22 protein-coding genes are annotated in these 25275 nt (G+C 71.8%); 12 read left to right on the plus strand and 10 right to left on the minus strand.

Annotation, left to right across the window (positions count from 1 at the left end; genetic code table 11):
• Positions 1-591: 591 nt before the first annotated feature.
• Complete coding sequence (locus K3769_RS20560; RefSeq protein WP_267027861.1) at positions 592-3786, minus strand: amidohydrolase family protein; 3195 nt, start codon at positions 3784-3786, stop codon at positions 592-594.
• A 79-nt stretch (positions 3787-3865) separates the two neighbouring features.
• Positions 3866-5092 carry an FAD-dependent monooxygenase gene (locus tag K3769_RS20565; RefSeq protein ID WP_267027862.1) on the minus strand — a complete coding sequence of 409 codons (1227 nt, stop codon included), beginning with the start codon at positions 5090-5092 and terminating at the stop codon, positions 3866-3868.
• A 239-nt stretch (positions 5093-5331) separates the two neighbouring features.
• Between K3769_RS20565 and K3769_RS20570 the strand changes: the two genes are divergently transcribed.
• Together K3769_RS20570 and K3769_RS20575 are read left to right on the plus strand one after the other, a co-directional pair.
• Complete coding sequence (locus K3769_RS20570) at positions 5332-5655, plus strand: YkvA family protein (protein ID WP_267027863.1); 324 nt, start codon at positions 5332-5334, stop codon at positions 5653-5655.
• Positions 5656-5668: 13 nt separating this feature from the next.
• Positions 5669-6415 carry an MBL fold metallo-hydrolase gene (locus K3769_RS20575; RefSeq protein ID WP_267027864.1) on the plus strand — a complete coding sequence of 249 codons (747 nt, stop codon included), beginning with the start codon at positions 5669-5671 and terminating at the stop codon, positions 6413-6415.
• A 211-nt stretch (positions 6416-6626) separates the two neighbouring features.
• Here the strand turns inward: K3769_RS20575 and K3769_RS20580 are convergent, their stop codons facing one another.
• Together K3769_RS20580 and K3769_RS20585 are read right to left on the minus strand one after the other, a co-directional pair.
• Positions 6627-7610, minus strand: coding sequence for an aldo/keto reductase (locus K3769_RS20580; protein ID WP_267027865.1), 984 nt, complete (start codon positions 7608-7610; stop codon positions 6627-6629).
• Positions 7611-7671: 61 nt separating this feature from the next.
• Positions 7672-8604, minus strand: coding sequence for an SDR family oxidoreductase (locus tag K3769_RS20585; RefSeq protein ID WP_267031471.1), 933 nt, complete (start codon positions 8602-8604; stop codon positions 7672-7674).
• Between the two features lie 154 nt (positions 8605-8758).
• On the opposite strand from K3769_RS20585, the gene K3769_RS20590 reads away from it, so the two are divergent.
• From K3769_RS20590 to K3769_RS20610, 5 genes are all read left to right on the plus strand, one after another.
• A complete protein-coding gene (locus K3769_RS20590; RefSeq protein WP_267027866.1) occupies positions 8759-9439 on the plus strand; it encodes a TetR/AcrR family transcriptional regulator in 681 nt (226 codons plus the stop codon).
• A 171-nt stretch (positions 9440-9610) separates the two neighbouring features.
• Positions 9611-10882, plus strand: coding sequence for a serine hydrolase domain-containing protein (locus K3769_RS20595; RefSeq protein WP_267027867.1), 1272 nt, complete (start codon positions 9611-9613; stop codon positions 10880-10882).
• A gap of 129 nt (positions 10883-11011) precedes the next feature.
• Positions 11012-12364 (plus strand): CAP domain-containing protein, encoded by a 1353-nt coding sequence (locus tag K3769_RS20600; protein ID WP_267027868.1) that lies wholly within the window; start codon positions 11012-11014, stop codon positions 12362-12364.
• Positions 12365-12528: 164 nt separating this feature from the next.
• The gene (locus tag K3769_RS20605) at positions 12529-13530 is read left to right on the plus strand and encodes a cation diffusion facilitator family transporter (RefSeq protein ID WP_267027869.1); all 1002 of its coding nucleotides are present in this window, start codon (positions 12529-12531) and stop codon (positions 13528-13530) included.
• 78 nt (positions 13531-13608) lie between these two features.
• Positions 13609-14025, plus strand: a complete 417-nt coding sequence (locus tag K3769_RS20610; protein WP_267027870.1) for a helix-turn-helix domain-containing protein — start codon at positions 13609-13611, stop codon at positions 14023-14025.
• 24 nt (positions 14026-14049) lie between these two features.
• On the opposite strand, the gene K3769_RS20615 is transcribed toward K3769_RS20610, so the two are convergent.
• From K3769_RS20615 to K3769_RS20630, 4 genes are all read right to left on the minus strand, one after another.
• Positions 14050-14658, minus strand: a complete 609-nt coding sequence (locus tag K3769_RS20615; RefSeq protein WP_267031472.1) for a ClpP family protease — start codon at positions 14656-14658, stop codon at positions 14050-14052.
• A gap of 22 nt (positions 14659-14680) precedes the next feature.
• On the minus strand, positions 14681-15328 hold the full coding sequence (locus K3769_RS20620) for an ATP-dependent Clp protease proteolytic subunit (RefSeq protein WP_267027871.1): 648 nt from the start codon (positions 15326-15328) through the stop codon (positions 14681-14683).
• A 164-nt stretch (positions 15329-15492) separates the two neighbouring features.
• On the minus strand, positions 15493-16284 hold the full coding sequence (locus K3769_RS20625; protein WP_267027872.1) for a GntR family transcriptional regulator: 792 nt from the start codon (positions 16282-16284) through the stop codon (positions 15493-15495).
• A gap of 27 nt (positions 16285-16311) precedes the next feature.
• Positions 16312-18483, minus strand: a complete 2172-nt coding sequence (locus K3769_RS20630) for an alpha-N-acetylglucosaminidase (RefSeq protein ID WP_267027873.1) — start codon at positions 18481-18483, stop codon at positions 16312-16314.
• Positions 18484-18704: 221 nt separating this feature from the next.
• Here K3769_RS20630 and K3769_RS20635 point away from each other — a divergent pair, with 221 nt between their 5' ends.
• Genes K3769_RS20635 through K3769_RS20650 form a run of 4 tightly spaced genes read left to right on the plus strand, consistent with a single transcriptional unit; the run spans position 18705 to position 22531 of the window.
• Positions 18705-19439, plus strand: coding sequence for an SIS domain-containing protein (locus K3769_RS20635; protein WP_267027874.1), 735 nt, complete (start codon positions 18705-18707; stop codon positions 19437-19439).
• Positions 19440-19480: 41 nt separating this feature from the next.
• Entirely contained in the window at positions 19481-20824 is a 1344-nt protein-coding gene (locus tag K3769_RS20640) for an ABC transporter substrate-binding protein (RefSeq protein ID WP_267027875.1), read from the plus strand.
• Positions 20814-21707 (plus strand): carbohydrate ABC transporter permease, encoded by an 894-nt coding sequence (locus tag K3769_RS20645; RefSeq protein WP_267027876.1) that lies wholly within the window; start codon positions 20814-20816, stop codon positions 21705-21707. Before K3769_RS20640 ends, K3769_RS20645 begins: the two co-directional genes overlap by 11 nt.
• On the plus strand, positions 21704-22531 hold the full coding sequence (locus K3769_RS20650; RefSeq protein WP_267027877.1) for a carbohydrate ABC transporter permease: 828 nt from the start codon (positions 21704-21706) through the stop codon (positions 22529-22531). Before K3769_RS20645 ends, K3769_RS20650 begins: the two co-directional genes overlap by 4 nt.
• Positions 22532-22591: 60 nt before the next feature.
• Here the strand turns inward: K3769_RS20650 and K3769_RS20655 are convergent, their stop codons facing one another.
• Both K3769_RS20655 and K3769_RS20660 read right to left on the minus strand, forming a co-directional pair.
• Complete coding sequence (locus tag K3769_RS20655) at positions 22592-22798, minus strand: hypothetical protein (protein ID WP_267027878.1); 207 nt, start codon at positions 22796-22798, stop codon at positions 22592-22594.
• 117 nt (positions 22799-22915) lie between these two features.
• Entirely contained in the window at positions 22916-24130 is a 1215-nt protein-coding gene (locus tag K3769_RS20660) for an ROK family transcriptional regulator (RefSeq protein ID WP_267027879.1), read from the minus strand.
• Positions 24131-24301: 171 nt separating this feature from the next.
• On the opposite strand from K3769_RS20660, the gene K3769_RS20665 reads away from it, so the two are divergent.
• The gene (locus K3769_RS20665) at positions 24302-25273 is read left to right on the plus strand and encodes a carbohydrate ABC transporter permease (RefSeq protein WP_267027880.1); all 972 of its coding nucleotides are present in this window, start codon (positions 24302-24304) and stop codon (positions 25271-25273) included.
• Positions 25274-25275: the final 2 nt, after the last annotated feature.

A 25275-nucleotide genomic window follows, 5' to 3' on the forward strand; every position in this document is an offset into this window, starting at 1 on the left:
CGGTTCCTTGCGGAGTCCGTGGTGCGTTCGTTTCGGTGCCGAGTTCGAGCCGAGGCTGCCCTGACGGGGTTCGGGACGCCCTGCCTGCAGGACCGCACTGTGGGTACGGGCCGACGGCGGACGCCAAGCTTGATCGGTGCCCGGCTGCGTGGAGCCTTCCGGGGGTGGACTTGGTTCACCGGGTCGCGGTGAGGGTGGAGCGTCAGACCGGACGGTATGTCTCTCGCGTTGGGGCTCTGCTGAACCCGCACACGAGCAGGCCGGGATGACCGGCCCCCCACGTGCGGGGACTCGAACGTGGGGTGCGCGGGGCAGCGTATCCCGGTGTGGGGTCACTGTGGCGCTCTTTCGTCACATTAGTTGCGCCGGCGCACGATCGGTGGTGTCAAGGTGATCGGCCCTCGGTGCGATTTATGGACGATCCACACCCAACCGCCCTGCCCAGGCGTGGCGTTGTCTGATCACTCGGACAGGGTGACCGGGTACCGCCGCGAGGGCGCACGCGAGCAGGGAGGCGGTCGGCCGGATCCGGCCCACGAACAGGCATCACAACTCGTTCGAACGACTCGAACTGCCGTGGTCGGCCGACGGTCAGTGGCCCGCGTCGCAGCACCCCTCGAGCCGCATCAGCCGCCCCGCCTCCAGCCAGTCCACCTCGCGTGCCGCACGGCGGGCGGCGGGCGCGGACACGGGCTCGTACGCGGCCACGAGGTCGTCGGTCCTGTACGGGACCCCGCCCCGCAGCACGGCGACCGTACGGACGAGGGTGTCGAAGTCGGTGAAGGGGTCGCCGTCCACCACGGTCAGGTCGGCGAGCCTGCCCGGCCGCACCGTGCCGAGGTCGCCCTCCAGGCCGAAGAGCCGGGCGGGCAGCACGGTCGCCGTCCGCAGGGCCTCGACCGGGGACAGGCCGCCCCGGTGCAGGGCGCGCAGACCGAGGTGGAGGGAGAGGCCGACCGGGACGAGCGGCTGGTCGGTGCCGAGGGCGACGAGTCCGCCCGCGGCCAGGATCCGCCGGTAGATGTCGGTCTCCGTGCGCAGGGTGGCGAGTTGGGCGGCGGACGGCGGCACGGTCGCGCCCTGCCGGACGAGGGCGCCGTCCCAGGGCGGCATCACGGCGGTCACCCTGGGATCGTCCGCCAGGCCGGGGTCCGCGCCGAGCAGGGGCGTGGAGGTGAAGAGGGTGGCGATGAGCCCGAAGTCGACCCCTCGCGCCGTGTAGATCTCCAGCAGGTCCTGGTAGGCGTGCCCCGTCGCGGTGGTCGCGTGTCCGACCTCGTAGCGCTGGGTGGCCTGCAGATGGGTCGTCAGGTCCTGGCCCAGTTGCACACCGGGCGACAGAAGATGGCTGCCCGAGCGCACGCCGAGCCGCTCGTGCCCGAACCGCGCCGCCTCCTCCATCACCCAACTCGGCGCGCGCACATAGGTCTTGACGAAGTCCCAGTCCAGTGCCGCGCCCCGCTCCAGCGAGCGCCGCAGCCCGGCCCTCGTACGGTGCGCGCGTCCCATGCTGTACGCGACCCGGGAGCCGTCGAGGAGTTCTCCGGTGGTCAGCAGGCGCGGACCGGCGAGCTGACCCGCTGTCACCGCCTCGCGGATACGCGCCTGTTCGTGGGCGAAGCCGCCGAGGGACACGGCGGTGGTGATGCCGTAGGTGAGCTGGCCGACCGTCTGGCGGCCTCCGTAGGTGGCCTGCCACGGGTGGGTGTGCGTGTCCCACAGGCCGGGGACGACGGTCTTGTCCGAGGCGTCGACAGCGGTCGTCGCCGCGCGTCGTCCGCGGTGCGGTTCGACGGCGGTGACGCGTCCGCCGCGTACGACGATGTCGACGTCGTCGCGTACGGACTCGCCCGTGCCGTCCCAGAGCCGCCCGGCGTGCACCACGGTGTCGGCGGGCGCGGGCCTTCGCCGGTCCAACGGCACCCGGACGGTACGGGCCGGTCCGCCGCCGGCGTCGATCAGCCGCAGGGCGGCTCCGGAGAGGTACAGCAGGGTCCGCGAGTCGCCGGACCAGGAGGGGTGGTCGGCCGGTTCGGTGGTGAGGGTGCGCAGGTCGCCGCGCGGGGTGCCGTCGGGCGCGACGGGCAGCAGACAGAGCGCCGATTCGACGATCACCGCCATCCAGCGTCCGTCCGGGGACCAGACGGGGCCCGAGTCGTACCGGTCGGCGATCGACACGTGAGGTGCCACCGCGTGCAGCCGGTCCTGCCCGGTCGTGGTGTCGACGACCCGGACGAGGTTGTAGCCCTCCCGGAAGCGGAGGTTGAGGCGGTTGCGGTCGCAGAAGGCCACATACCGGCCGTCGGGCGACCAGCTGGGGCGCCCGGGCAGCCCTCCCGCGCCGAGCGGGGTGGCGAGCACCTTCTCCGTGCCGCCTTCGAGATCGCGGACGACGAGCCGTCCGGTCAGGTCCAGGCAGGCGAGGCGGGTCCCGTCGGGCGAGAGCGCGGGGTGGACCCGTCCGCCGGTCGCGAGGGCGCTCTCCTCGCCCGTGGCCGGATCCAGCCGGTACACACCGAGCAGACCGTCCCGGTCGTCCGCGTACAACAGCGTACGTCCGTCGCGTGACCACGAGGGCCCGAGCAGATACTCCGTGGCCGCCGCCCGGCGCAGCCGCCTGGGTGCCTTCCCGCCCGAACTGCTCGCCAGCCAGAGCGAGTTGAGCGCGGCGAAGGCGATCTGCCGCCCGTCGGGAGAGAGAGCGGGCAGATGGATCCCCCGCACCGGCCGGGCCCGCCCCTCCCCCAGGTCGTACTCCTTGACCTCGTAGCGCGGCCGGTCGACGGGCAGCACACCCTCGAAGGGGATGGTGTCCGTCTCCGTCGGCCTCTCCGGGCGTACGAGGGTGAAGTCGCCGTCGACAGTGAGCAGCAGGTCGCCCTCGGGCGTCCAGCGCGGCGGTACGGGTGCGAGGTCCCCGGCGAGCGCGACGGGCTCGCCGTCGACGACCAGCGTGCAGGAGCCGTTGGGGGCCGCGGTGGTCCGCAGGTACGCCAGCCGGCGTCCGTCCGGCGAGAGGGCGGGAGTCATGAGCTGGGCGGTCGTGGTGTCGGTGTGCTCCGCGACGACCGGTCCTGTGCCGGAGGCGGGGACGGCGGCGACGGTCCGGGCGTCGAGCCCCGCTCCGTTCGCGGTGGTGACGCCCTTCGCGCGGACGAACAGGATGCGCTCCCCGTCCGGTGACCAGGTGGGATCGAAGTCCTCCCAGGCCCCGTCCTGTACGGGGCCGGTCTGGCCGGGCAGACCGGTCACGCGGCGGAGGTCGCCGGTGCGCAGGTCCAGCACGTGGATGCGGTACGGGCTGCCGGCCACCGGGTCGCCGCCGCGCTCGGAGGCGAAGGCGATCCGGGTGCCGTCGGGCGACCAGGCCGGGCCGCGGTCGTCGAAGGGCCCGTCGGTGCGCCTGCGTACGTCGGACCCGTCCGGCCGCATCGTCCAGAGGTGGAAGCCGCCGCCCCGGTAGGCGCAGAAGGCGACGAGGCCGCCGTCCGGCGCGTACACGGGCCGGTTGGGTTCCAGGCCGGCCGGGGTGAGCGGGACGGCTCTGCCACCGGTGCGCGGGATCGACCACAGCACGTTCTGGATCTCGGCGATCAGCCGGTCCCCGCCGGGCGCGAGGGTCGCCGATCCGTTGGTGGCCCCGGTGAAGGACAGGGAGTGCCCGGTACGCGGCTGCGCGGCGGCGGGTGCGAGGCCGATGGCGGTGACGGCACCGGCGGCGCCCGCGGCCGCGAGGAGCCGGCGGCGGGAGAGGGAGAGGGCGGCGTCGCCCCGGTCTCGGTCCATGACTCAGCACGCTCGCGCACCACCCGGCCCGTGGGCAACACCGCCATTCCCGCCAACGTGGTGTCGTGTTGACGGGGCGTCAGCCCTTGGTGGCGCTCCCGTGCAGGGTCCGTGCCAGCCTCGGGCCGAGCCAGCGCTTGAGCCTGCGCAGGGATTCGAGCCGCCCGGCCGCCCGGTCGAGCCGGTAGTAGAGCTGCGGTGGCACGTACGGCAGCAGCGGTGAGTGCCGCTGGCCGAGCAGGGCGAACATCTGCGCCGGGGGCAGGTCGATGTACCGCGGCAGGTTCTCGTACCACTGGGCGCTGTGGCGGGCCGCGCTCTGCACGGACAGCAGTTCGGCCTTGCGCACCTTCTCGTACGCGGCGAGGGCCGGGGCGAGTCCGGCCTGCCCCGGCGTCCCGGCCCCCTCGCCGAGTGCGTCGGCCAGGGCGATGGCGTCCTCCAGGGCGAGGGTGGTGCCCGCGCCGATGGAGTAGTGCGTGGTGTGGGCGGCGTCGCCGAGCAGGACGACGTTCCCGTGGGACCAGGTCCGGTTGGTGAGGGTGCGGAAGTTCAGCCACTGCGCGCTGCCGCCCGCGCTCGCCCGTCCGATGAGCCGGTGGCCGTCCAGCAGCTTGACGAAGAGCTCTTCGAGGCGGGCGAGCCCCTCTGCCTCGTCGGCCCGGTCGAGGCCGAGGCCCGTCCAGGTCTCGGGCGAGCACTCGACGACACAGGTGCTGCGGTCGTCGCCGAACCCGTAGGCGTAGCACCAGATCCAGCCGTGCGGTGTCTGTACGAAGGCGAAGGTGAACGCCTCGAAGACCTTCGTGGTGCCCAGCCAGATGTATCGGTTGCGGCCGAGTGCCACCTCGGTGCCGAAGTGGGCGGCGTGGCGCTCGCGCACCCCGCTGCGCACGCCGTCGCAGGCGACGACCAGGTCGGCCTCGGGCAGTGCGGCCCCGTCGGCGATCTCGTCCTCGAACTCGACGCGTACGCCCAGGGCGCGGGCCCGCTCGGCGAGGATGTCCAGCAGCCGGCCGCGGCCGATACCGAAGCCCTCGTCACCGTGGTGCGTGGTGGTGCGGTCGCCGACGTGCGCGACCCCGTCGCTCCAGCGGACCGAGTTCTCCCGCACGGCCCGCGCCGACTCGGGGTCTCCCGCCTCCAGTTTGCCGAGCAGGCTCCCCCAGTACGTCACGCCCCAGCCGTAGGTCGATCCGGCCGGGTTGCGTTCATGGACCGTGATCTCGTGGTCCGGGTCCTGGCGCTTCAGCAGGATCGAGAGGTACAGGCCGGCGGGCCCACCGCCGACGCAGGCGATCTTCACGCGCGCATCCCCACATTCTTCGGTCGAGTAGCGGTCGAGCAGCCGTCGAGTCACCGTCGAGTCGCCGCCTGCCTGCCGACGGTCGAGCGTCACTCAAGGTCGTCGGTCGACAGCAAAGAGTAGGGGTGCGGCGGGCGGCCCCTCGACGCACCGCGCCGTGTGTCGCCACGGTCCGGCTGTGATGACAGGGTGAACCTGGGCATCCGGACAGCAGCACCGGACGCGTCTGGGAAGGGCTCATGGACACCAACTTGTGGATTCTGGTCATCGTCGCCGCGGTGGTACTGGCGGCGGCGCTCGCGGGGGCGGTCGTCCTGACCGTCCGTCTGGTCCGCACGCGGCGGAACCTGCGCCGCGCCGGGCTGCCGACGGGCCCCCGCTGGGTCTTCTGGGGGGCGATCGCCTATGTCGTGCTGCCGACCGATCTGATGCCCGACCCAGCCTACTTCGACGACATCGCCGTACTGCTGCTGGCGCTGCGGTCGATGCGCGCTTCGTCCGCCCCGCTGCGCCGGGACACCCGCGACTCTGCTTGGCTGACTCCGTCAGACAAGGACCTCTAGGTTCGGAACGAACATGCAGGCAGACATCCGTCAAGTCGCCGACGGCGTCCATCTCGTGCACGGCAGCAACACCAACTGGGTGATCCTCACCGAGGGGGACGCCGTCACCCTCGTGGACACCGGGTATCCCGGAGACCGCGAGAAGGTGCTCGCGTCCCTTTCCGCCGTGGGCGGTTCACCCGAGGCCGTCACGGCCGTTCTCGTGACGCACGCCCACAACGACCACCTCGGGTCGGCCGAGTACCTCAGCAGCACCTACGGCACGCCCGTCTACACCCATGAGGCCGAAGTCCCGCACGCGCGCCGGGACTTCCTCCATCAGGTGAGCATCGGACAGGTCCTGAAGAACGCCTGGCGGCCCGGGGTGGCGCCGTGGGCCGTGCACGCGCTGAGGTCCGGCGGCACCGCCCAGGTGCCGGTCGCCCGGCCGCGCGCGTTTCCCGCCCAGGGGCCGCTCGACCTGCCCGGCCGTCCCGTTCCCGTGCACACCCCGGGGCACACGGCGGGCCACTGCGCCTTCCACCTGCCCGAGGCGGGCGTGGTGATCTCGGGCGACGGGCTGGTCAACGGTCACCCCACGTCGCGCGTGACGGGGCCACAGCTGCTGCCTGTCATGTTCCACCACGACCGGGGCGGGGCGCTGGCCTCGCTCGACGCGTTCGAGGCGCTGTCGGGCGACATCCTGCTGCCCGGGCACGGCCCCGTGCACCACGGCTCGATACGGGAGGCGGCGGCGCGGGCCCGCGAACGGGCGGCCTGACTGGCTCCGATCGCAACCGGCCGCGCAGTTCCCCGCGCCCCGTGCTTCAAAGGGGCGCCGGGAACTGCGCGGCCAACCACAGCGGACCCGCACCCGAACACGAGCCCGGCGGCCCCACCCCCCAGGGGCGCGGGGAACTGCGCAACCGGCCACCACCGGCCCGCAGCCAGGTACGGAATCCCCGGCCCCGGCCCCGCCTGAAGCGCCCCCGCTACCAGCGGGATTCGACCTGGGGCCTGATGCGGCGGTCGTACAGGTCCGAGATCGCCGACAGCGTCTCCGCCGGAAGCGGCGCGAGCTTGCCCGCCGCCGCGTTCGCCCGGGCCTGTTCCGGCGTGCGCGCGCCGGGGATGACCGACGTCACGCCCGGCTGCTGCACGATCCACGCCAGCGCGAGCTGCGCCGGGGTGACCCCCTCCGGCGCCAGCGCGGAGAACTCCGCCGCCGCCTCCACACCGGTGGCGTAGTCGACCCCCGAGAAGGTCTCGCCCTGGTCGAACGCCTCACCGTGCCGGTTGAACGTCCGGTGGTCGTTCGCCGCGAAGACCGTGTCCTTCGTGTACTTGCCGGACAGCAGCCCGGAGGCGAGCGGCACGCGGGCGATGATGCCGACCCCCGCCTCCCGCGCCGCCGGCAGCACCTGCTGCAGCGGCTTCATCCGGAAGGGGTTGAGGATGATCTGCACACTGGCCACACCCGGCCGGGCGATCGCCGTCAGGGCCTCGTCGACGGTCTCCACACTCACGCCGTACGCCGCGACACGCTCCTCCTCGACCAGCGTGTCGAGCGCGTCGAACACCTCGTCCGACGAATACACCGCCGTCGGCGGGCAGTGCAGCTGCACCAGGTCGATCCGGTCGACGCCGAGGTTGCGGCGCGAACGGTCGTTCCAGGCACGGAAGTTGTCAAGAACGTAGTTCTCCGGGAGCTGGTCGACCCGGCGGCCCATCTTCGTCGCGACCAGCACGTGCAGGTCCGGCCGGCCACTCAGGAACGCGGCGATGGTCTCCTCGCTGCGCCCGTCCCCGTACACGTCCGCCGTGTCGAAGAACGTCACCCCCGACTCCGCGGCGGCCTCCAGGACCGCCAGAGCGTCCTTGTCGTCCACGTCCCCCCAGTCGGCACCGAGTTGCCACGTGCCGAGTCCGACGACCGATGCGTGCTGTCCTGACCTGCTGAATTCGCGCTCGTCCATGAGGTCAGTCTGGCACCCGGCCGGCGCCGCGCCGGACGCCGCCCCCGTAGGACGGGGCCGTTCAGGCGACGGCCGCGGGGAGGGCTACGCCGGTGAGGCGTTCGGACACGGCCCACAGCCTGCGGTTCGCGTCCGTGTCCCGGGCGCGGCGGGTGACCCGGGTGGCGGTGGTGGGGCCGACCAGGCCGAACCTGTCGCCGGGCCCGTAGTAGCCGCCGGCCGTCGCCTCGGGGCTGGTGGCCGCGTACAGGAGCGGTTCCGTGCCCTCCTCGACCTGCTGCCTGGGCAGGAGGAGGCCGAGCCGGAGCAGCAACGTGCGCTCGGGCCTGTCACGGCCGAGCGTGGCGCCCGCGGTCTGGAGGTTGGTCGTGGTGTAGCCCGGGTGGGCGGCCGTGCTGAGGAGGTTCCAGCCGCGCTCGGCGGCGAGGTCCGCCAGGTGGACGGCCATCATCAGGTCCGCGAGTTTGGACTGGGCGTACGACAGGTTGGGGCTGTAGCGGCGGCTCTCCCACTGGAGGTCGTCGAAGTGGATGCGGCCGAGGTTCGCCATACCGCTGCTCATGGTCGTCACGCGCGGCGCCGGTGCGGCGAGCAGGGCGGGCAGCAGGCGCAGGGTGAGGGCGAACGGGCCGAGGTAGTTGCTGCCCAGCTGCAGCTCGAAGCCGTCCGCGGTGGTCAGCCGGGTGGGCGGGGCCATCACTCCCGCGTTGTTCACGAGCAGGTCGAGCGGAACGCCGTCGGCGAGGACCCCGTCGGCGAACGCTGCGACGGAGGCCAGGTCGGCGAGGTCCACGCGGCGCACCTCCAGCTGCGCGTGCGGATGCCGGGCGAGGATCTCGGCGCGCGCCCGCTCCCCCTTGCCGACGGTGCGCACGGCCAGCACCACGCGCGCTCCGGCCTCCGCGAGACGCCGTGCGGCCTCTTTGCCCGTGCCGCTGTTGGCGCCGGTCACGACGGCGGTGCTGCCCGTCCGATCAGGGAGGACGTAGGACATGGACACGGTTGCTCCTTCTGGACGCGCGGCCCGCCGGAGACCAAAAGACCGGCGGTCTGTTGCGCTGGAAACTAGCAGACCGGCGGTTCGATAACAAGAGACCGGGGGTCTGCCGGCCGTACGGCAACAGACCCCCGGTCGGTAGACTGCGGCCATGGCAGACACCTTCCAGCGCGCCCGCAGCGAGGAGCAGCGCGCCGTTCGCCGCAGGGCGATCCTCGACACCGCGGTCGCGATGCTGGGGGAGATGCCGGTGGCACAGGTGAGCCTGAACGAACTGAGCCGCCGGGTGGGGCTCGCGAAGTCGAACGTGCTGCGCTACTTCGAGTCACGCGAGGCCGTCCTGCTGGAGCTGCTCTCCACCGCCTCGCAGGAGCTGATCGAGCACCTCGACACCGCGCTCCCCGCGGCCGTCGACGCCGCCGCCCCCGTCTCCGAGCGCACGGACCGGGTCGCCGCGGCCATGGCGCACGCCCTCGCCGAACGCCCCGTGCTGTGCGACCTGATCAGCGCTCAGGCGGCCGTCCTGGAGCGGAACGTGTCGACGCGGGTCGCCGCCGACTACAAGCGCGCCTCCATCGCCCACGCGTTCGCCCTGGCGCACCGGGTCCGGGTGCACGTACCCGAACTGGACGAGCGGGACGCCGTACGGTTCACCGCCGGGGCGCTCCTGATGACCACGGCCGCCTGGCCGCACTCGAATCCGTCGGCGGCCGTGCTCGAGGTGTATGAGTCCGACCCCGAACTGGCGGTCCTGCGCGTCGACTTCACGACGACCCTGCGCGAGTCGCTGGAAGCCCTGCTGTCCGGCCTGCTGGCACGGGCGTCGCGCTGATCGGCAAGAATTCACTCTCTACGATGCAACCCGCGGGTGGGTTCCGCGCGTAGAGATGATGACGGCACCGTGATCCACGGTGCCGTACTCGCATGTTCCGCTCTGCGAACGACCACGCAGCGCACGACCGATCACGACAGATCACGACCGATCGCGGGGAGAACCACACAGATGGCGGCAAGAATGATGGGCAGGGGTACGGCGAGGAGCACGGCGGCACTGGGGGCGGTGCTGCTGTCCGTGCTGGCGGTTCCGGCGCACGAGGCGACCGCGGCACCCGCCGACACCGACGACCGCGCCATGAGCGCGAGCCCGGCGGCGACGGAAGACCTGGCGGCGCCCGACGTGGCGGGGCTGCGCGAGGTGCTGCGGACGGCGCTGACGCAGGGGGCGCCCGGCGCCATGGCGCGGATCGACGACAACGGCACGGTCCACAAGGTCGCCGAGGGCGTCGCGGACCGGACCACCGGACGGGTCATCGACAACGCCGACCGCTTCCGCGTCGGCAGCGTCACCAAGAGCTTCACGGCCGTCGTCCTGCTGCAGCTCGTCGACGAGGGCGTGCTCTCCCTGGACACCTCGGTCAACACGTATCTCCCGGGCCTGCTGCCCGACGACGGCATCACGGTGCGCCATGTGCTGAGCCACCGCAGCGGGCTGTACGACTACACCAACGACATGTTCGCCGACACGGTCCCGGGCTTCGAGGCCGTACGCAACAAGGTGTTCAGCTACCAGGAGCTGGTGGACCTGTCCCTCAAGCAGCCCCTGGGCAACGCGCCGGGGGCCGCCTACTCGTACTCGAACACCAACTTCGTGGTGGGGGGCATGCTCATCGAGAAGCTCACCGGGAAGTCCGTGCGGTCCGCGTACCAGAGCCGCATCATCAAGCCGCTCGGCCTGAAGGACACCTCGTACGTGCACCCGTCCACGGCGATCGCCGGCCGGCACGCCAAGGGTTACCTGCCGCCCGACGTGGCCGACGGAACCCTCGTCGACTCCACCGAGCAGACCGTGTCGTGGGCGCAGAGCGCGGGCGCGGTCATCTCCAGCACCCGGGACCTGAACACCTTCTTCTCGGCCGTCCTGCGCGGCAGGCTGACCTCCGCCGCGCAGCTCGACCAGATGCAGCAGTGGACGCCCGTCAACAGCACCCAGGGCTACGGACTCGGCCTGCGCCGGCGTGACCTGTCGTGCGGGGTCTCGGTGTACGGCCACACGGGCACCGTGCAGGGCTACTACACGTACTCCTTCACATCGAAGGACGGCAAGCGCAGTGTCACGGCGCTCGCCAACACCTCCAACAACGGGACCGTGCTCAACACCATGGCCCGGACCCTGGAGTCCGCCTTCTGCGGCAAGCCGGCCAAGGCCGCGGCGACTCGCGGCCAGGCGTCCGTGGAGCGGTACGAGGACATCGCTCCCGACGTCGCCCTCGACTGACCGGTTCCCGGCCCCTGACCCCGGTCACCCGGTGTCAGGGGCCGGGAACCCGCGCGCAGCCGTGGGGCGTTGTCCTGTCGACGCCCCACGGGGCGCGCACAGTGATCCGGCACCCGGACAGGCGGCGCGATGGACGACTTGGTACCCGGCGGCAATCTGCCCCTGCCCGGCGGTGTCCTGACCCTCGGGGTGCCCGGGCCGTTCGACGTGTCGGCGCTCGTCACCGACGACAGCGGCAAGGTGCGCGGGGACGGCGACTTCGTGTTCTACAACCAGCCGGCCGCCCCCGGCGCGCGGCTGAGCGGGCAGACCCTCACGGTCGATCCGGCCGCGCTGCGGGCCGGGGCGAGCCGGGTCACCGTGGTCGTCAGTCCCGCCGAGCCCGGGGCCGAGCTGGGACGGCTGCCCGCGCCGACCTTGCGGGTCACCGGCCCCGGCGGGCGGCTCCTGGCCCGGTTCACGCCGGCGCGTCCGCAGCGGGAGACCGTGCTGCTGCTCGCGGAGATCTACCGCCGCGGCACCACCTGGAAGCTGCGCGCCCTGGGCCAGGGGTATGCCGACGGACTGGCCGGGATCGCACGGGACTTCGGCGTGGAGGTGACCGAGGACACCGCCCCGAGTCCGGCCGCCCCGGACCTACGCCTCAGCACGAGAACCGCCACCGATCCGGGAACCGGCGGCCCCATGGCAAGCGACCCCGGGACCGGGACGGGCCGGTTCCTGGCGCTCGTGAACTCCGCCCGTGCCGCCGTCGGCTCGCCGGCCGTCGTGCTCGACGCGCGGCTGACCGCCGCGGCGCGGGCGCACGCCGCGGACATGGCGGCGCGCGGGCGTCTCGGGGCGGAGGGCGCGGACGGGCTGTCCGTGCACCAGCGCGTGACCGCCACGGGCTACGCGTATCTGGCGGTCGGCGAACACCTCGTCTCCGGGCCGCGCGACGCGGCGGAGTTCGTGGAGTACTGCCTCTCGGGCGAGCGGACCCGGCGAACGGTCCGGGACCCGGCCTTCACCGAGACCGGGGTGGCCTGCGTGCCCGACAGGCGCTCCGGCACGCTCTACTGGACGGCGCTGTGGGCGACCCCCTTGACCCCGGCCGGGCTGGCGCGCACCGCCGCCGAGGTCCTCGCGCTCACCAACGCCGAACGGGCCGCGGCCGATCTGCCACCACTGGCCGAGGACCCCCCGCTCACCCGCGCGGCGCAGGCGCACAGCGCGGACATGGTGGCGCGCGCCTTCTACTCCCACACGGCCCCCGACGGCAGCGAACCCTGGGACCGGGCAGCCGCCGCGGGCAGCGCCCGTCGCACCATCGGCGAGAACATCGCCTGCGGCCAGCGCTCCCCCGCCGAGGTCGTGCGGGGCTGGATGGACAGCCCCGGCCACCGCGCCAACATCCTCAAGCCCGCCTTCACCCACCTGGGTGTCGGTTTCGCGGGCGGCGGCGCGGCGGGCACGTACTGGACACAGCTCTTCGGCGCCTGACCCCGGCCACCCGGCAGTCCCCTGCCCGCTCCACATCACCGCAGGTCAGCGGCGTACTAACGATGATGACAACGGTCACCGATGCAGCCTTTGCCGATCTCCGCGAGGTGCGCTTCACTGCGGGTGTCGGACACCCGTCGGACACCGCAACGAGGGGGACTCCCATGAGCGCGCACCACGGCCACGAGCACGGGTCGGGCGGGCACGCCGGGCACTCGCACGGTGTCACCGTGGACGCGGACCGCCGCTGGCTCGCGATCGCGCTGACGCTGATCGCGACGTTCATGGCGGTCGAGGTCGTCATCGGCGTAGTCGCCCAGTCGCTCGCCCTCATCTCCGACGCCGCGCACATGCTCACCGACGCCGTGTCCATCGTGCTGGCCCTGATCGCGATGCGGCTCGCCGAGCGTCCGGCCCGCGGCGGTTTCACGTACGGCCTGAAGCGGGCCGAGATCCTCTCCGCCCAGGCCAACGGACTGACGCTGCTGCTGCTCGGCGCCTGGCTCGCGTACGAGGCGGTGCGGCGGCTGTTCGATCCGCCCGCGGTGGAGGGCGGGCTGATGTTCTACACGGCGCTCGCGGGCATCGCGGTGAACGTGGCGGCGGCCTGGTGCATCTCGAAGGCCAACCGCACCTCGCTCAACGTCGAGGGCGCCTACCAGCACATCCTCAACGACCTGTTCGCGTTCGTCGGTACCGCGATCGCCGGCCTCGTGGTCCTGCTGACCGGCTTCGCACGCGCCGACGGCATCGCCACGCTGGTCGTGGTGGCCCTCATGTTCAAGGCCGGCTACGCACTCGTACGGGAGTCGGGGCGGATCTTCCTGGAGGCGGCGCCCGCACATCTCGACCCGGACGCCATCGGGGACCGGCTGGCCGCCCACTCCTCGGTCGCCGAGGTGCACGACCTGCACGTGTGGACCATCACGTCGGGGACGCCCGCCCTGTCCGCGCACGTCCTGGTCGAACCGGTCGCGGACTGCCACACCGTGCGCCGGGACCTGGAGAAGATCCTGCAGTGCGACTACGAGGTCGGCCACACCACCCTCCAGGTCGACCACGCCCCCGAGGAGGTCCTGGACGTCCGCACCGGCGGCCCCGCCGACGACGCGCACTGCGAAGCCGCGCACGGTCCGGTGCACCGGGACGAACCGCATCTGCACTGAGGGCGGGCAGGCGGTGATTCGCCGAGGGCGGAACGCGCCGGGGTCCCCGAAACGGGCCGGACTTCCTAGGGTGGAGGGGTGAGCAGCCACGCGTCGAACCGAGCCCGCGCCATTCCCCTGCGCCCCGTTCCGGCCGAGCCGTCGGAGCCCTCGGAGCCGGCCGGACCGACACCGAGGGAGCCGTTGTGGCGGGACGTCGTGGGTGAGGTCCTGCGGCGGGAGCGGCTCGCGCAGGAGCGGACGCTCAAGGAGGTCGCCGAGGCGGCCCGTATCTCGATGCCGTACCTCTCCGAGCTGGAGCGCGGGCGCAAGGAGGCCTCGTCCGAGGTCCTGGCTGCCGCCGCGCACGCGCTCGGGCTCGGCCTCGCCGATCTGCTCGCCCTGTCGCACCGCCGCCTCGTGCGCCAGGAGCCGCCCCGGCCCCTCAGGTCGCGTACGGCGCCCCGCCGGACGGAGGCGACCTCCCGGTACGGCGAGGTCCGTCTCGCCGCCTGACACCCGGGGCGGGCGTACGACTCCTCAGGCGGCGACCGCGGACAGCCGCCGGCTCAGCACCTCGTCGGCGAGTCCGTACGCCACGGCCTCCCGCGCCGTGAAGACCTTGTCGCGGTCCATGTCGGCGCGCAGGGTCTCCACGGAGTGGTGGGTGTGCAGGGACAGGACCTCCTCGACCTGGGAGCGGATCCGGATCATCTCCTTGGCCCGGAGGCCCAGGTCGGAGACGGTGCCCTGCGCGCCGCCGCTCGCCGGCTGGCCGAGCAGGACCCGCGCGTGCTCCAGGATGAAGCGCCGGCCGGGGTCCCCGCCCGCGAGGAGCACGGCCGCGGTCGAGGCGGCCTGGCCGACGCAGAACGTCGAGATGGGCGCGCCGACGAAGCTCATGGTGTCGTAGATCGCCATGAGTGAAGTGAAGGAGCCACCAGGTGAGTTGAGGTAGATCGCGATCTCCTGCTCGGGGGCCGCCGACTCCAGGTGGAGCAGCTGCGCGATGACGACGTTGGCCACGCCGTCGTCGATCTCGGTGCCGAGGAAGATGATCCGCTCGGAGAGCAGCTTGCTGTAGATGTCGTAGGCGCGCTCGCCCTGCGGGGTGCGCTCTACGACGTTCGGGATGGTGTACGAGCCCATGCGCGTCGTGTGCCGGTCCATGTCAGAGTCCCATCCGTCGCTTCGAGGAGGCCGGGCGGACGTCGTCGAGCGCCTCGACGACCCGGTCGACCATGCCGTATTCCCTGGCCTGTTCGGCCGTGAACCAGCGGTCGCGGTCTCCGTCGCGGGAGATCGTCTCCACGCTCTGGCCGGTGTGTTCGGCGGTGATGCGCTCGATGGTCTCCTTGGTGAACTGGAGGTTCTCGGCCTGGATGGCGATGTCGGCGGTGGTGCCGCCGATGCCCGCCGAGGGCTGGTGCATCATGATCCGCGCGTTCGGGAGCGAGTAGCGCTTGCCGGGGGTGCCCACGGTGAGCAGGAACTGCCCCATGCTCGCGGCGAATCCCATGGCGAGGGTCGACACGTCGTTCGGGATGAGCCGCATGGTGTCGTAGATCGCGAGGCCCGCGTGGACGGAGCCGCCGGGGCTGTTGACGTAGAGGCCGATGTCGGTGCGGGGATCCTCGGCGGACAGCAGGAGCAGTTGCGCGCAGATCCGGTTCGCGGAGACCTCGTCGACCTGGGTGCCGAGGAAGATGATGCGCTGGTTGAGGAGCTGGGCGGCGAGATGGTCGTCGAACCGTGACGGCGGGGTGTCCCCCTCCTCGGCCCGCGGCCCTGGGTGGAATCCGGTGCTGCTGAGTGCCATCGCTCCTCCTGGTGGTGGCGCGGCCCGGTGTGCCGCGGTTCCTCCACCCTCGGTCCGCCGCCCACGGCACGGAAGGAATCTCGGCCCTCAGCAGATTCGCCGACGGCAGAGCGCACCGCCCCACCGGGCACAGAGCGCCGCCGCACCCTGCGGTGCGACGGCCGCTACTTGGTCACCACCAGCGAGAACTCGTACAGGTCGCCCCGGCACAGCGATTCGCCGTACTCGACGACGTGGCCGGTCCCGTCGAACGCCGTGCGGCGGACGAGCAGGGCGGCGGAGCCCTCCTTGACGCCGAGCAGCCGGGCCTGGCGGCCGGTGACGTTGACCGCGCGGATCTGCTGGGTGGCCCGTACGACCCGGACGCCCTGGGTGTTCTGCAGGGCTTCCGAGAGCGAGCCCTTGAGCAGTGACTCGTCGAGGTCGGGGAAGCGCTCGGCGGAGAGGTGGACGGTCTCCAGGCAGATGGGGAAGCCGTCGCCGAGGCGCAGGCGTTCGATGCGGTGGAGGGTGGTGCCGGGGTCGACGCCGAGGGCCGTGGCATGGTGCAGGTCGGCCTCCACCAGCTCCGCGGCGAGGAGTTCGGCGCTGGGCCGGTAGCCGCGCGAGCGCAGGTCCTCGGAGAACGAGGTGAGTGCGGACGTCTTGGTGACGTGGGGGTGGGAGACGAACGTTCCGACCCCCCGCACACTGCGGATGAGGCCGTCCTCGCGGAGGGCCTGGAGCGCGCGGCGGGCGGTCGCCCGGCTGACGTCGTACCGCTCGGCGAGCCGCCGTTCGGTGGGCAGCGCCTCGTCGGGGCGCATCCGGGCGATGTCGGCCTGGAGCCGTCGTCGCAGCGCCTCGTGCTTGAAGGAGTCCGTCTCGAAGGACTCCGTCGGGCCCGTCGTGCGGGAGTCCTCGTCGTGGGGATCCGTCGCCGGGCCGTCGTCTGAGCGCCTGTCCTCGACCGTCACATTCACTCCGCGGTTCGCGCCTGTCCGCTATCTCGGCCGTCCTCGAAGGACGCGGTAGCGGGGCATCAGAGTACGCACCGCGTCAAGGGTCGTCGGGACGGTGTCCGCCTCCGGTGCGGTCGTGCCGCTGCGGGCGGTCACCCACCGCTCCTCCTGGGCGAGCAGGGACGCCTCGAACTCCTCGGCCCGGTAAGGGTTTCCGGTCTCCAGTGCCCGCGCGATGTGCTCGTACCAGCTGCGCCAGCGGGGCAGATGGAACGTGCCGACCAGGCCGGCCCAGTGGCGGCCCGAGTAGTCGTGCAGCTTGCTGTGGGTGTGGCCCCACAGGGTGAGCAGGCGGCGCGCGTCGGTCTCGTACAGGTCGGCCTCGGCCGGGGTGGTGGCCCAGCCACGGGCGTCCGCCAGCCAGGTGTCGAGCCGGTGTTCGGGGCGGGTGGCGAGCAGGACGTCCAGGTCCTCGATGGTGGTGAGCAGTGCGCGGGCGGCCCGGTGGAAGGCTTCGGTGTCCCGTGCGAGGGCCGCGTCCGCCGCCCGCCACTGCCGCTCGCAGGCCGCGTGGGTGAGCACCTGGGCGGTGACGTCGCACAGGTCCCGGCCGAGCGGTCCCGCGCTGTCCTGCGGTGTCGCCTCGTCGGCCAGCAGTTCCCAGGCCTCTGCCAGGGCCGGTGGTACGTCGGGCGACGGCGGGTCGGCGAGGTGGACCGGCAGTTCGTGCCGCAGATCGCCTTCGAGTGTGGGCCGGCCGATGATCACCGAGCCGGGCGGGCCGGGTCCGTCGGACGCGTAGACGCTGTCGTGCAGCAGGTCCCAGGCCCGCAGCAATCCGGGAGTCGACCGCCCGTACCGGGCCCGCGTCCACGTCTCCAGCCATGCCTGTACGTCGTCGACGGCGCCCTGCCAGGCGACGTCGGCCAGCAGCTCGTACAGGACCGGGTCGCTGCCGAAGGCCTCCATGCTCGCGCCGATCCCCGACAGTGAGCCGCCGCGTGCGTCGGCGTGCGCGCCGGCGGGGCCGGTGGCGATCTCGTCCAGTTTTCCGTAGAGCCCGGGTCGGCCGCCGAGGCTGTGGAGCATGCACCACACCCAGGGCTTCTTGCGGTAGCCGTCGGTGCGCCGCCAGACGGGCCGGTGCTCGGCCCACAGGTCCAGGATGAGCATTCCGTCGTCGGGGATGGCGTCCAGGAAGGCCGCGGTCCGCTCCGGTGTCCAGTAGCGGGCCCGGTAGGAGAAGGGCCAGGCCTGGAGCACCCAGGTGGCCCGCTCGTCCACCGCGGTCAGCACGCCGTGCACCGCCCGTGCGACCTGGGCGAGGCCGGCGGGGTCGGTCACCGGGGGTGTCGTCTCGATGAACGGGTCGGCGGCGTAGAGGTGGTCGGTGCCGAACAGCCGGGTCTGCTCGGTCAGCAGGGTGGTGCCGAACTCCTCGAAGAGCGGGTCGCGCGGGTCCAGCATGCCGACCTCGAAGTCCCACCACGGAAGCGTCGTCGACCGGGCACCCCGGCTCGCGATCAGCTCCCGCGGAACGTGCCCGGAGAAGCCCTGGAGGATCGGCCGCATGCCCAGGGCGCGTTCCCGGTCGAGGATGCGGCGGCCGAGGTCTAGGTGTGCGTCGATCCAGCTCTGCGGGAGCGGGCCGGACCAGCCGTCGAGGGAGGCGAGCCAGTTCCACGGCAGGTAGGCCGGTCCGCCGAGGAAGCCGCGGGCGGTGCCGTCGTCGAGGCCGGTACTCAGGAGGGCCTGCTGCCAGGCCGCTTCCAGGCCGGTCATCGCCAGCGGGGTGCTCACGCCGTGCAGGGCCATCCAGTCGATGTGGCGCTCCCAGCGCGTCCAGTCCCAGTACGCGGTGGTGTAGCCGAAGGTGCAGACGTTGAAGTGGTAGCGGTGCTGGTGGGGTGAGGTCGTGCGGGGTGTCGTGCCGGTGTGCGGCAGCCGGTCGGGGAGGCGGGGCACGGGGGCGTCCCAGGTGATCTGCGTCCCGCAGACGCTGCGCAGGTACCAGCGCAGCGCCGAGGCGACCGCGACGCCGCTGGACCCGCGCAGGGCGACCGCGCCCGGCCCTGCATCGACCTCGTACCAGTCGGGTCCGGCGCCCCCGGGGACGACCTCGGCGGTGAACTCCGCGGCCCGGTCCCCCAGGAGACGCCGCAGGAGTTGCCGGGCGGCCGGGGTTCCCGCGCCCGCTTCCTCGGGAGGTGTCATCGTCCACCACTCCTGACGGGTCGGCGGTGCAATGGACGGCGGACCGGTCGTGGTACGTACCACAGAACTCTCGAAGCTAGCCGCGCCACTCGGGGGCGGTCAAGGAATTAGACCGGAAAGAAGGCGTCCCGGTCGCGGGGCTGGGCAACCCCGGACCGCTCTGGTACGGTCCACAGCCACCATCAGCGGCTCCGTTCGACACCTCGGGTGGCCTCGACACGATGAACGCCGACCTCGTCTACTTCGCCGCTCTCCAGGAGAACCTCACCGCGCTGGCCACCGCCGAGCGGCCCGCGATCGAGCGTGCCGCCCGGGCCGTCGCGGACAGCGTCGCGGCGGGCGGAGTCGTCCACTACTTCGGCAGCGGCCACTCGCAACTCGTCGCCGTCGAACCGCTGCAGCGGGCCGGCGGGCTCGCACCGGTCAACGTCATCGCCGACCCGGCGCTCTCCCCCGTCGCCCCCCGTCACGCCGGCGCGGCCGAACGCGTCAGCGGCTACGCGGCGGCCGTCCTGAGTACGGCCGACATCAGGCCGGGGGAAGTGGTGGTCGTGATCTCCAACTCCGGGATCAACGCGGTGCCCGTCGAATTCGCGGTCGGCGCACGGGAGTCGGGGGCGACGGTCGTCGCCGTCACCAGCCGGGCGCACTCCCTGGCGGCCGAGTCGCGGCACACCGGCGGCCGGCGGCTGCTCGATGTCGCCGACATCGTCATCGACACCCACGGCAGCCCCGGTGACACGGTGGTGCCGCTGGGCGGCCTGGCCGTGGGAGCCCTGTCGACGGTGCTGGGAGCGGCGCTCGTCAACGCGCTGACCTGCCGGGCGGCCGAACTGCTCGTCGAACACCACGGGCAGGAACCACCGTTGATCGTCAGTCAGAACACGGACGGCGACGCCCGGCATCGCAACGACGAGCTGCTGAAGCGGTACCGGGACCGCTGCCCGAGGGACTGACGTACCGATCCGACCGACGAGGCAACGCCAGGAGGCCGATGATGGACAGCACACACCGGGTGGGCCGCCGCCTCGCCGCGACGCTCTGCGCCGTCGCCCTCGTGCTCCCGCTCGCGGCGTGCGACGCGCTCACGCCGGGCAGCGCGACGGTGGTGCCGGGCCCCACCGGCGTGCCGTCGTCCACCGCGGTGCCGAACGGGGACGTCACTTTGCGTCTCCAGTTCGCCGACGCCCCGTTGATGGTCGACGCGCTGATCGCCGCGTTCGAGAAGGGCCACCCGGACATCGCCGTCGAGCCGCAGTACAAGACGTTCTCGGACTACGTGCAGAACCTGAAGCTGACCATGACCTCGGACACCGCCCCCGACATCGCCCAGTACGCGGTGGGCATGACCGACCTCGCGGCGGACGGCCACATCCTCGACCTGGCGCCCTACCGGGAGGCGTACGGCTGGGACAAGGCCATTCCCCCGGTCAGCCTCGACCAGCTCACGGCGGGGCAGACGAGCGCGGCGACCGGCGGGCGGGCCCTGTTCGGGGTCCCGGCGGGCCTGTCCATGACCGGCATCTACTACAACAAGGAGCTGGCCGAGAAGGCCGGGATCGACGCTCCCCCGAAGACACTGGCCGAGTTCGAGAAGCAACTCGCCGCCGCCAAGGAAGCGGACCTCACCCCGCTCGGGGTCGGCGCGCTCGACTCGGGCGGACTGCATCTGTGGGCCGCCCTGCTCAACCAGCTGATGCCCACGGACGAGTACTGGGACTGGGTCAACGGCAAGAAGGGCGCCACGATAGAGAACCCGGCGGCGGTCGAGGCCACCGAACTCGTGATCGACTGGGGCCGCGAGGGGTACTACAACGAGTCCGCGAACGGCACCGCGCAGGTCGACTCGACCGCCCAGTTCACCAAGGGTGACAGCGTCTTTTTGATCAACGGCAACTGGGCGGCCGGACAGCTCGCCACCGTCATGGGGGACAACGTCGGGTTCTTCCCGATGCCCGGCGAACAGCCCGGCTCCCCCACGGTGGCCTCGGGGTTCAGCGTGTCGTACGCCGTGTCCGCCAAGACCGAACACCCCGAGGCGGCAGGCGCGTTCCTCGACTTCCTGACCACGCCCGAGGCGGGTCAGATCATCAGCGACAACGGCTTCATGCCGCCCAACCCCGACGCCGTGAAGAAGCCGACGGGCGTGCTCGCGGACATCGCGGAGGGGCACGAGCGGGCCGTCGCCGACGACGGCATCACGACGTTCCCCGACTTCGCCGCGCCCGCGATGCTCGACCGGCTGCGCTCCGGCGTCCAGAAGCTCATCGCGGACCGCGTGAAGCCGGCCGACTACCTCGACTCTCTGCAGGACGAGTGGGAGGACCATCATGGGGAGTAGGCCGCCCGTCCGCAGCCGGGAGGCACGCAGGCGGTGGCGCGGGTACGTGTACGTACTGCCCGCGTTCGCCTTCTACGTCGCCTTCGCGGTGCTGCCCGCCCTGCACACGGCGTATCTGTCGCTGTTCGAGTGGGACGGTGTCACGCTCGGCGAATGGGTCGGGCTCGGCAACTACGCGGAGATCCTCCAGGACCCGATCCTGCGCCGGTCGGTGTTCAACGCCCTGGTGCTGGTGGTGTTCTTCGCCCTCGTGCCGATCGTGCTCGGGCTGCTGTCGGCGGGCCTGCTGGCCCGTTACCGGCGGCCGGGCATGGGCGCGTACCGCTTCCTGTTCATGCTGCCGCAGGTCGTGCCGCTCGTCGCGGTCGGCGTGACCTGGCGGTGGCTGTACGGGGACGACGGGGTGGTCAACCAGGCGCTGCGCGCGGTGGGTCTGGACAGTGTGGCGCGGGCGTGGCTGGGCGACTTCGACTTCGCGCTGATCGCCGTGGGGCTCGTCGGCACCTGGGTGCTGAGCGGGCTGTGCATGATGCTCTTCCTCAGCGGTGTGCAGAAGGTGGACCCCAGCCTGTACGAGGCGGCGCGGATCGACGGGGCGGGTCCGGTCCGGGAGTTCGTGTCGGTGACGCTGCCGCATCTGCGCGGTGAGCTGGCCGTCGCCATGACCGTGACGACGGTGGCCGCGCTGGCCAGCTTCGACATCGTGTACGTGACGACGAACGGCGGGCCGGGTGAGCAGACGACGGTCCCCGGCCTCCTCGTGTACCGGTTGGCGTTCTCCGAGGGCAAGGTGGGGCTCGCCGCCGCCCTGGCCGTCGTCCTGAGCGTGCTGATACTCGGGATCGTCTACCTCATCAACCGACTGTCGAGGGATCGGACATGAAGACCGTCGCGCGCTCGGAACGCTGGTCCGGCTATGCGCTGCTGACCGTCATGGCGATCGTCGTCGTGATCCCGTTCCTCAGTGTCTTCCTCGCCTCGCTCCAGCCCGCGGGCACGCCGGTGGTGGGGCTGACCTGGCCGGAGCGGTGGAGCTGGGACAACTACGAGACGGCGTGGTCGGTGGCCGGTTTCTCGCATCTGATCCGGCACAGTCTCATCATCGCGGTCGGTGTCGTGCCGGCCTGTCTGGTCCTCTCCGCGCTGGCGGGGTACGCGCTGGGCACCATGAGGCTGCCCGGCGGCAACGCGATGGCGGCGTTCTTCATCGCGGGGCTCACGATCCCGGTGGAACTGATCGTGGTGCCCCTCTACTTCGACCTGCGCAGCCTGGGGCTGACCAACTCGTACCTGGGCGTGATTCTGGTGGAGATCGCGCTGTTCATGCCGTTCAGCGTGTTCTGGATGCGTACGCACTTCCTGTCGACGCCCACGTCACTGGTGGAGGCGGCGCGGATGGACGGGGCCTCGTCGGCGACGATCCTGGTGCGGATCCTGCTGCCGCTGGCCCGGCCGTCCCTGATGACGCTCGGGCTGCTCGTCTTCATGTGGTCGTGGAACCAGTTCCTGCTGGTGCTGGTCCTCATCCAGGACACCACCAAGCACACGGCGCCCGCGGGTCTCGGGTTCTTCGTCGGCCAGAACAGCACGGACATCCCCACGCTGGCGGCGGGGACGATCATCGTGATGCTGCCGATCCTGATCCTCTTCGTCGTCTTCCAGCGCAGCTTCATCGCGGGACTGCTGCAGGGGGCGATGAAGGGCTGAGCGGTGAAGGGGGCAGCCGTGCGGGGGTGTTGGCGGAGGCGGGCCGCAACCGCCGGGCGGTCAGGCCGCCTTCGAGGAGTCCGCGTCGGGCCTGGGGGCGGCGGCCGCCCACTCCAGGACCAGTCGTTGGTAGTCCCGCCGCTGCTCGCCGCTCAGTGTTCCGCCGGCCCGGAGCCACAGGGCCCGGATCTCTTCGTTGACCTCGGCGGCTGATCTCTGCGTGGCTCCCGGCGCACGACGGCAAGTGGTGGACATGCCGTGAATCATACGGGGCCGAGCGTGAAGACCATGTGAGTGGAGACTGTGATCCTTACCGCCTTTCGGCGGCTGTGACAAGGGCCACTGCGTCAAGTTGCCGTAAGGAACAGCCGTACGGCCGGTCGTTCAGACCCGCCCCGGCCCGGACACGGGACCAGAACCGGGCCCGGAGCCAGAACCGGAGCCGGAGCCCAGGACCAGTGTCTGGATGGCCAGTACTGCGCCGCCGCGCGCCCAGTCGTGGAAGTCGGACACCTTGGTCTCCAGGTTGACCGGGTCGGCCTGCGGATGGCGGTTGGCGAGGACCGCCTCCTCGACCACCGGCCCGGCCACGTCGACCAGGCCCACCCCCTCCCCGGCGAGGAGGATCTTCTCGGGCATCGCGAAGTTGGCGATCTGCGCGACGAGGGTGCCCAGGGCGCGCGCCGCCTCGTCGACGACCCGGGCGGCCATGGGCTCGGCCTCGGCGGCCAGCGCGAGGATCTCGTCGTACGGGACGTCGCGGCCGGTGGCGGCCCGGATCTGGTAGCGGATGCTCGGGATGGTCAGCAGGGAGATGGCGCTGCCGCGCTCGCCCTCGGGGGTGAGCGGGCCGTTCGGGTTCACCATCCAGAAGCGGCCGACGCCGCGCCCGTCCTCGGCGGTCACAACCCGTTTGCCGCCGCTGACCAGGCCGTAGCCGAGGCCCGCGCCGATGGTGAGGACCGCGAACCGGTCGAGCCCTCGGCCCGCGCCGAACCAGCTCTCGGCCTCGACGAGCGCGTTCACGTCGTTCTCGACGACCACGGGCAGTCCGGTGCGCTCCTCCAGGAGCCGCGCCAGCGGGACGTCGCGCCAGCCCAGGAAGGCGGACTCGTCGACGACGGAGCGGTCCGAGGCGCGTCCGCCCAGGCCGATGCCGATCCCGGCGAGGCCGGGGAACCTGCGGCCGAACTCCTGGGTGACCGCGTGCAGCACCTCGACCACATGCTGCGGATCGTGGCCGGACAGGGGCAGGTCGTGGCGGGCGACGATGTCGCTCCTGAGGGTCGTGACGACGCCGTAGACCATGTCCTCGGTGATCTTGAAGCCGACGAAGGTGCGGGACTCGGCGACGATGTCGAGGGGCTGGGAGGGCCGGCCCTGGCGCACCGCGGCGTCGGGGAGCGCGCCGCCCTCGGGGACCTCGACCAGCAGACCGGACTCGATGAGCGGCTTGGTGAGGCGGGTCAGGCTGCCCGCGGACAGGTCGAGCCGCCGGGCGATGTCGGTGCGCGACAGGGGGCCGTGCGTGAGGACCTCGATCGCCACGGAACGTTCACCGGGACTGAGCGGCAGCCAACTGGCGGCGCGTGCGGTCATGACCGACCCCCTCATTTTCTTTCGATGCAGAAGTAATCATGCCATCACTGCTCGCTTGATCCCAGAAAACTCCGGAAGAGAAAGGTGAGTGCAGACCTCTTGACGGCAGGATTCTTTCGGGCCAAAAGTAAGTGAGGCCCGAGGACGAGCCGCAGACGAGGGAGTCTCCCGATGACCGTCGCCTCAAGCAGCCCACCGTCACACCTGCCACCGCGCGACGTCGAGGAGACGGCTCCGAAGCGCAGGAGCGTCGGGAAGCGAGAACGTGACGGTGGCGGCAGCGGTGACGGCGCTCTCGCGGCCCTGTTCATCGGGCCGGCCCTGCTGGGTTTCCTGGTCTTCCTGTTCTGGCCGACCCTGCGCGGCATCTATCTGAGCTTCACCCGCTTCAACCTGCTGACCCCGGCCGAGTGGGTCGGCCTCGACAACTACCGGCGCATGGTGAAGGACCCCATCTTCTGGGACTCGCTGAAGGTCACCGTCGAGTACGTGTTCATCAACATCGGCGTCCAGACGGTCTCCGCGCTGGCCATCGCCGTCCTCCTGCAGCGCCTCACCCAGTCCGCGGTGCTGCGAGGGGTCGTGCTCACCCCGTATCTGATGTCGAACGTCGTCGCGGGCATCGTCTGGCTGTGGATGCTCGACACCCAGTTGGGCATCGGCAACGAGATCATCGCGGGCCTCGGCTTCGACCGCATCCCGTTCCTGGCGGACGAGACCTGGGCGATCCCGACCATCGCGCTGATCAACGTGTGGCGGCACGTCGGCTACACCGCGCTGCTGCTCTTCGCCGGACTGCAGGCCATCCCGAACGACATGTACGAGGCCGCGAAGGTCGACGGCGCGAGCGAGTGGCGGATGTTCTGGCGCATCACCATGCCGCTGCTGCGGCCGGTGCTGGCGGTGGTGCTGATCATGACTGTGATCGGCTCGTTCCAGGTCTTCGACACGGTGGCGGTGACGACCAACGGCGGCCCCGCGAACGCCACCAACGTGCTCCAGTTCTACATCTACGGCTCGGCGTTCGGCCGCTTCCAGTTCGGCTACGCCTCGGCGATGTCCGTGGCGCTCCTGGTCGTGCTCAGCGCGATCACCATCCTCCAGTACCGGCTCACCCGGGCCGGCCGGACCGACCTCGGCTGAAC

Origin of the sequence: Streptomyces ortus, from assembly GCF_026341275.1 — a bacterium.
In the GTDB taxonomy this organism is placed as follows: Bacteria; Actinomycetota; Actinomycetes; order Streptomycetales; family Streptomycetaceae; genus Streptomyces; species Streptomyces ortus.

What these genes read in the sequence shown, in the direction of transcription:
- K3769_RS20560 (WP_267027861.1), bottom strand. Translation starts at nt 3,786, where the DNA reads ATGGACCGAGACCGGGGCGACGCCGCCCTCTCCCTCTCCCGCCGCCGG.
- K3769_RS20570 (WP_267027863.1), top strand. Translation starts at nt 5,332, where the DNA reads ATGGACACCAACTTGTGGATTCTGGTCATCGTCGCCGCGGTGGTACTG.
- K3769_RS20575 (WP_267027864.1), top strand. Translation starts at nt 5,669, where the DNA reads ATGCAGGCAGACATCCGTCAAGTCGCCGACGGCGTCCATCTCGTGCAC.
- K3769_RS20580 (WP_267027865.1), bottom strand. Translation starts at nt 7,610, where the DNA reads ATGGACGAGCGCGAATTCAGCAGGTCAGGACAGCACGCATCGGTCGTC.
- K3769_RS20585 (WP_267031471.1), bottom strand. Translation starts at nt 8,604, where the DNA reads ATGTCCTACGTCCTCCCTGATCGGACGGGCAGCACCGCCGTCGTGACC.
- K3769_RS20590 (WP_267027866.1), top strand. Translation starts at nt 8,759, where the DNA reads ATGGCAGACACCTTCCAGCGCGCCCGCAGCGAGGAGCAGCGCGCCGTT.
- K3769_RS20595 (WP_267027867.1), top strand. Translation starts at nt 9,611, where the DNA reads ATGGCGGCAAGAATGATGGGCAGGGGTACGGCGAGGAGCACGGCGGCA.
- K3769_RS20600 (WP_267027868.1), top strand. Translation starts at nt 11,012, where the DNA reads ATGGACGACTTGGTACCCGGCGGCAATCTGCCCCTGCCCGGCGGTGTC.
- K3769_RS20605 (WP_267027869.1), top strand. Translation starts at nt 12,529, where the DNA reads ATGAGCGCGCACCACGGCCACGAGCACGGGTCGGGCGGGCACGCCGGG.
- K3769_RS20615 (WP_267031472.1), bottom strand. Translation starts at nt 14,658, where the DNA reads ATGGGCTCGTACACCATCCCGAACGTCGTAGAGCGCACCCCGCAGGGC.
- K3769_RS20620 (WP_267027871.1), bottom strand. Translation starts at nt 15,328, where the DNA reads ATGGCACTCAGCAGCACCGGATTCCACCCAGGGCCGCGGGCCGAGGAG.
- K3769_RS20630 (WP_267027873.1), bottom strand. Translation starts at nt 18,483, where the DNA reads ATGACACCTCCCGAGGAAGCGGGCGCGGGAACCCCGGCCGCCCGGCAA.
- K3769_RS20635 (WP_267027874.1), top strand. Translation starts at nt 18,705, where the DNA reads ATGAACGCCGACCTCGTCTACTTCGCCGCTCTCCAGGAGAACCTCACC.
- K3769_RS20640 (WP_267027875.1), top strand. Translation starts at nt 19,481, where the DNA reads ATGGACAGCACACACCGGGTGGGCCGCCGCCTCGCCGCGACGCTCTGC.
- K3769_RS20645 (WP_267027876.1), top strand. Translation starts at nt 20,814, where the DNA reads ATGGGGAGTAGGCCGCCCGTCCGCAGCCGGGAGGCACGCAGGCGGTGG.
- K3769_RS20650 (WP_267027877.1), top strand. Translation starts at nt 21,704, where the DNA reads ATGAAGACCGTCGCGCGCTCGGAACGCTGGTCCGGCTATGCGCTGCTG.
- K3769_RS20655 (WP_267027878.1), bottom strand. Translation starts at nt 22,798, where the DNA reads ATGATTCACGGCATGTCCACCACTTGCCGTCGTGCGCCGGGAGCCACG.
- K3769_RS20660 (WP_267027879.1), bottom strand. Translation starts at nt 24,130, where the DNA reads ATGACCGCACGCGCCGCCAGTTGGCTGCCGCTCAGTCCCGGTGAACGT.
- K3769_RS20665 (WP_267027880.1), top strand. Translation starts at nt 24,302, where the DNA reads ATGACCGTCGCCTCAAGCAGCCCACCGTCACACCTGCCACCGCGCGAC.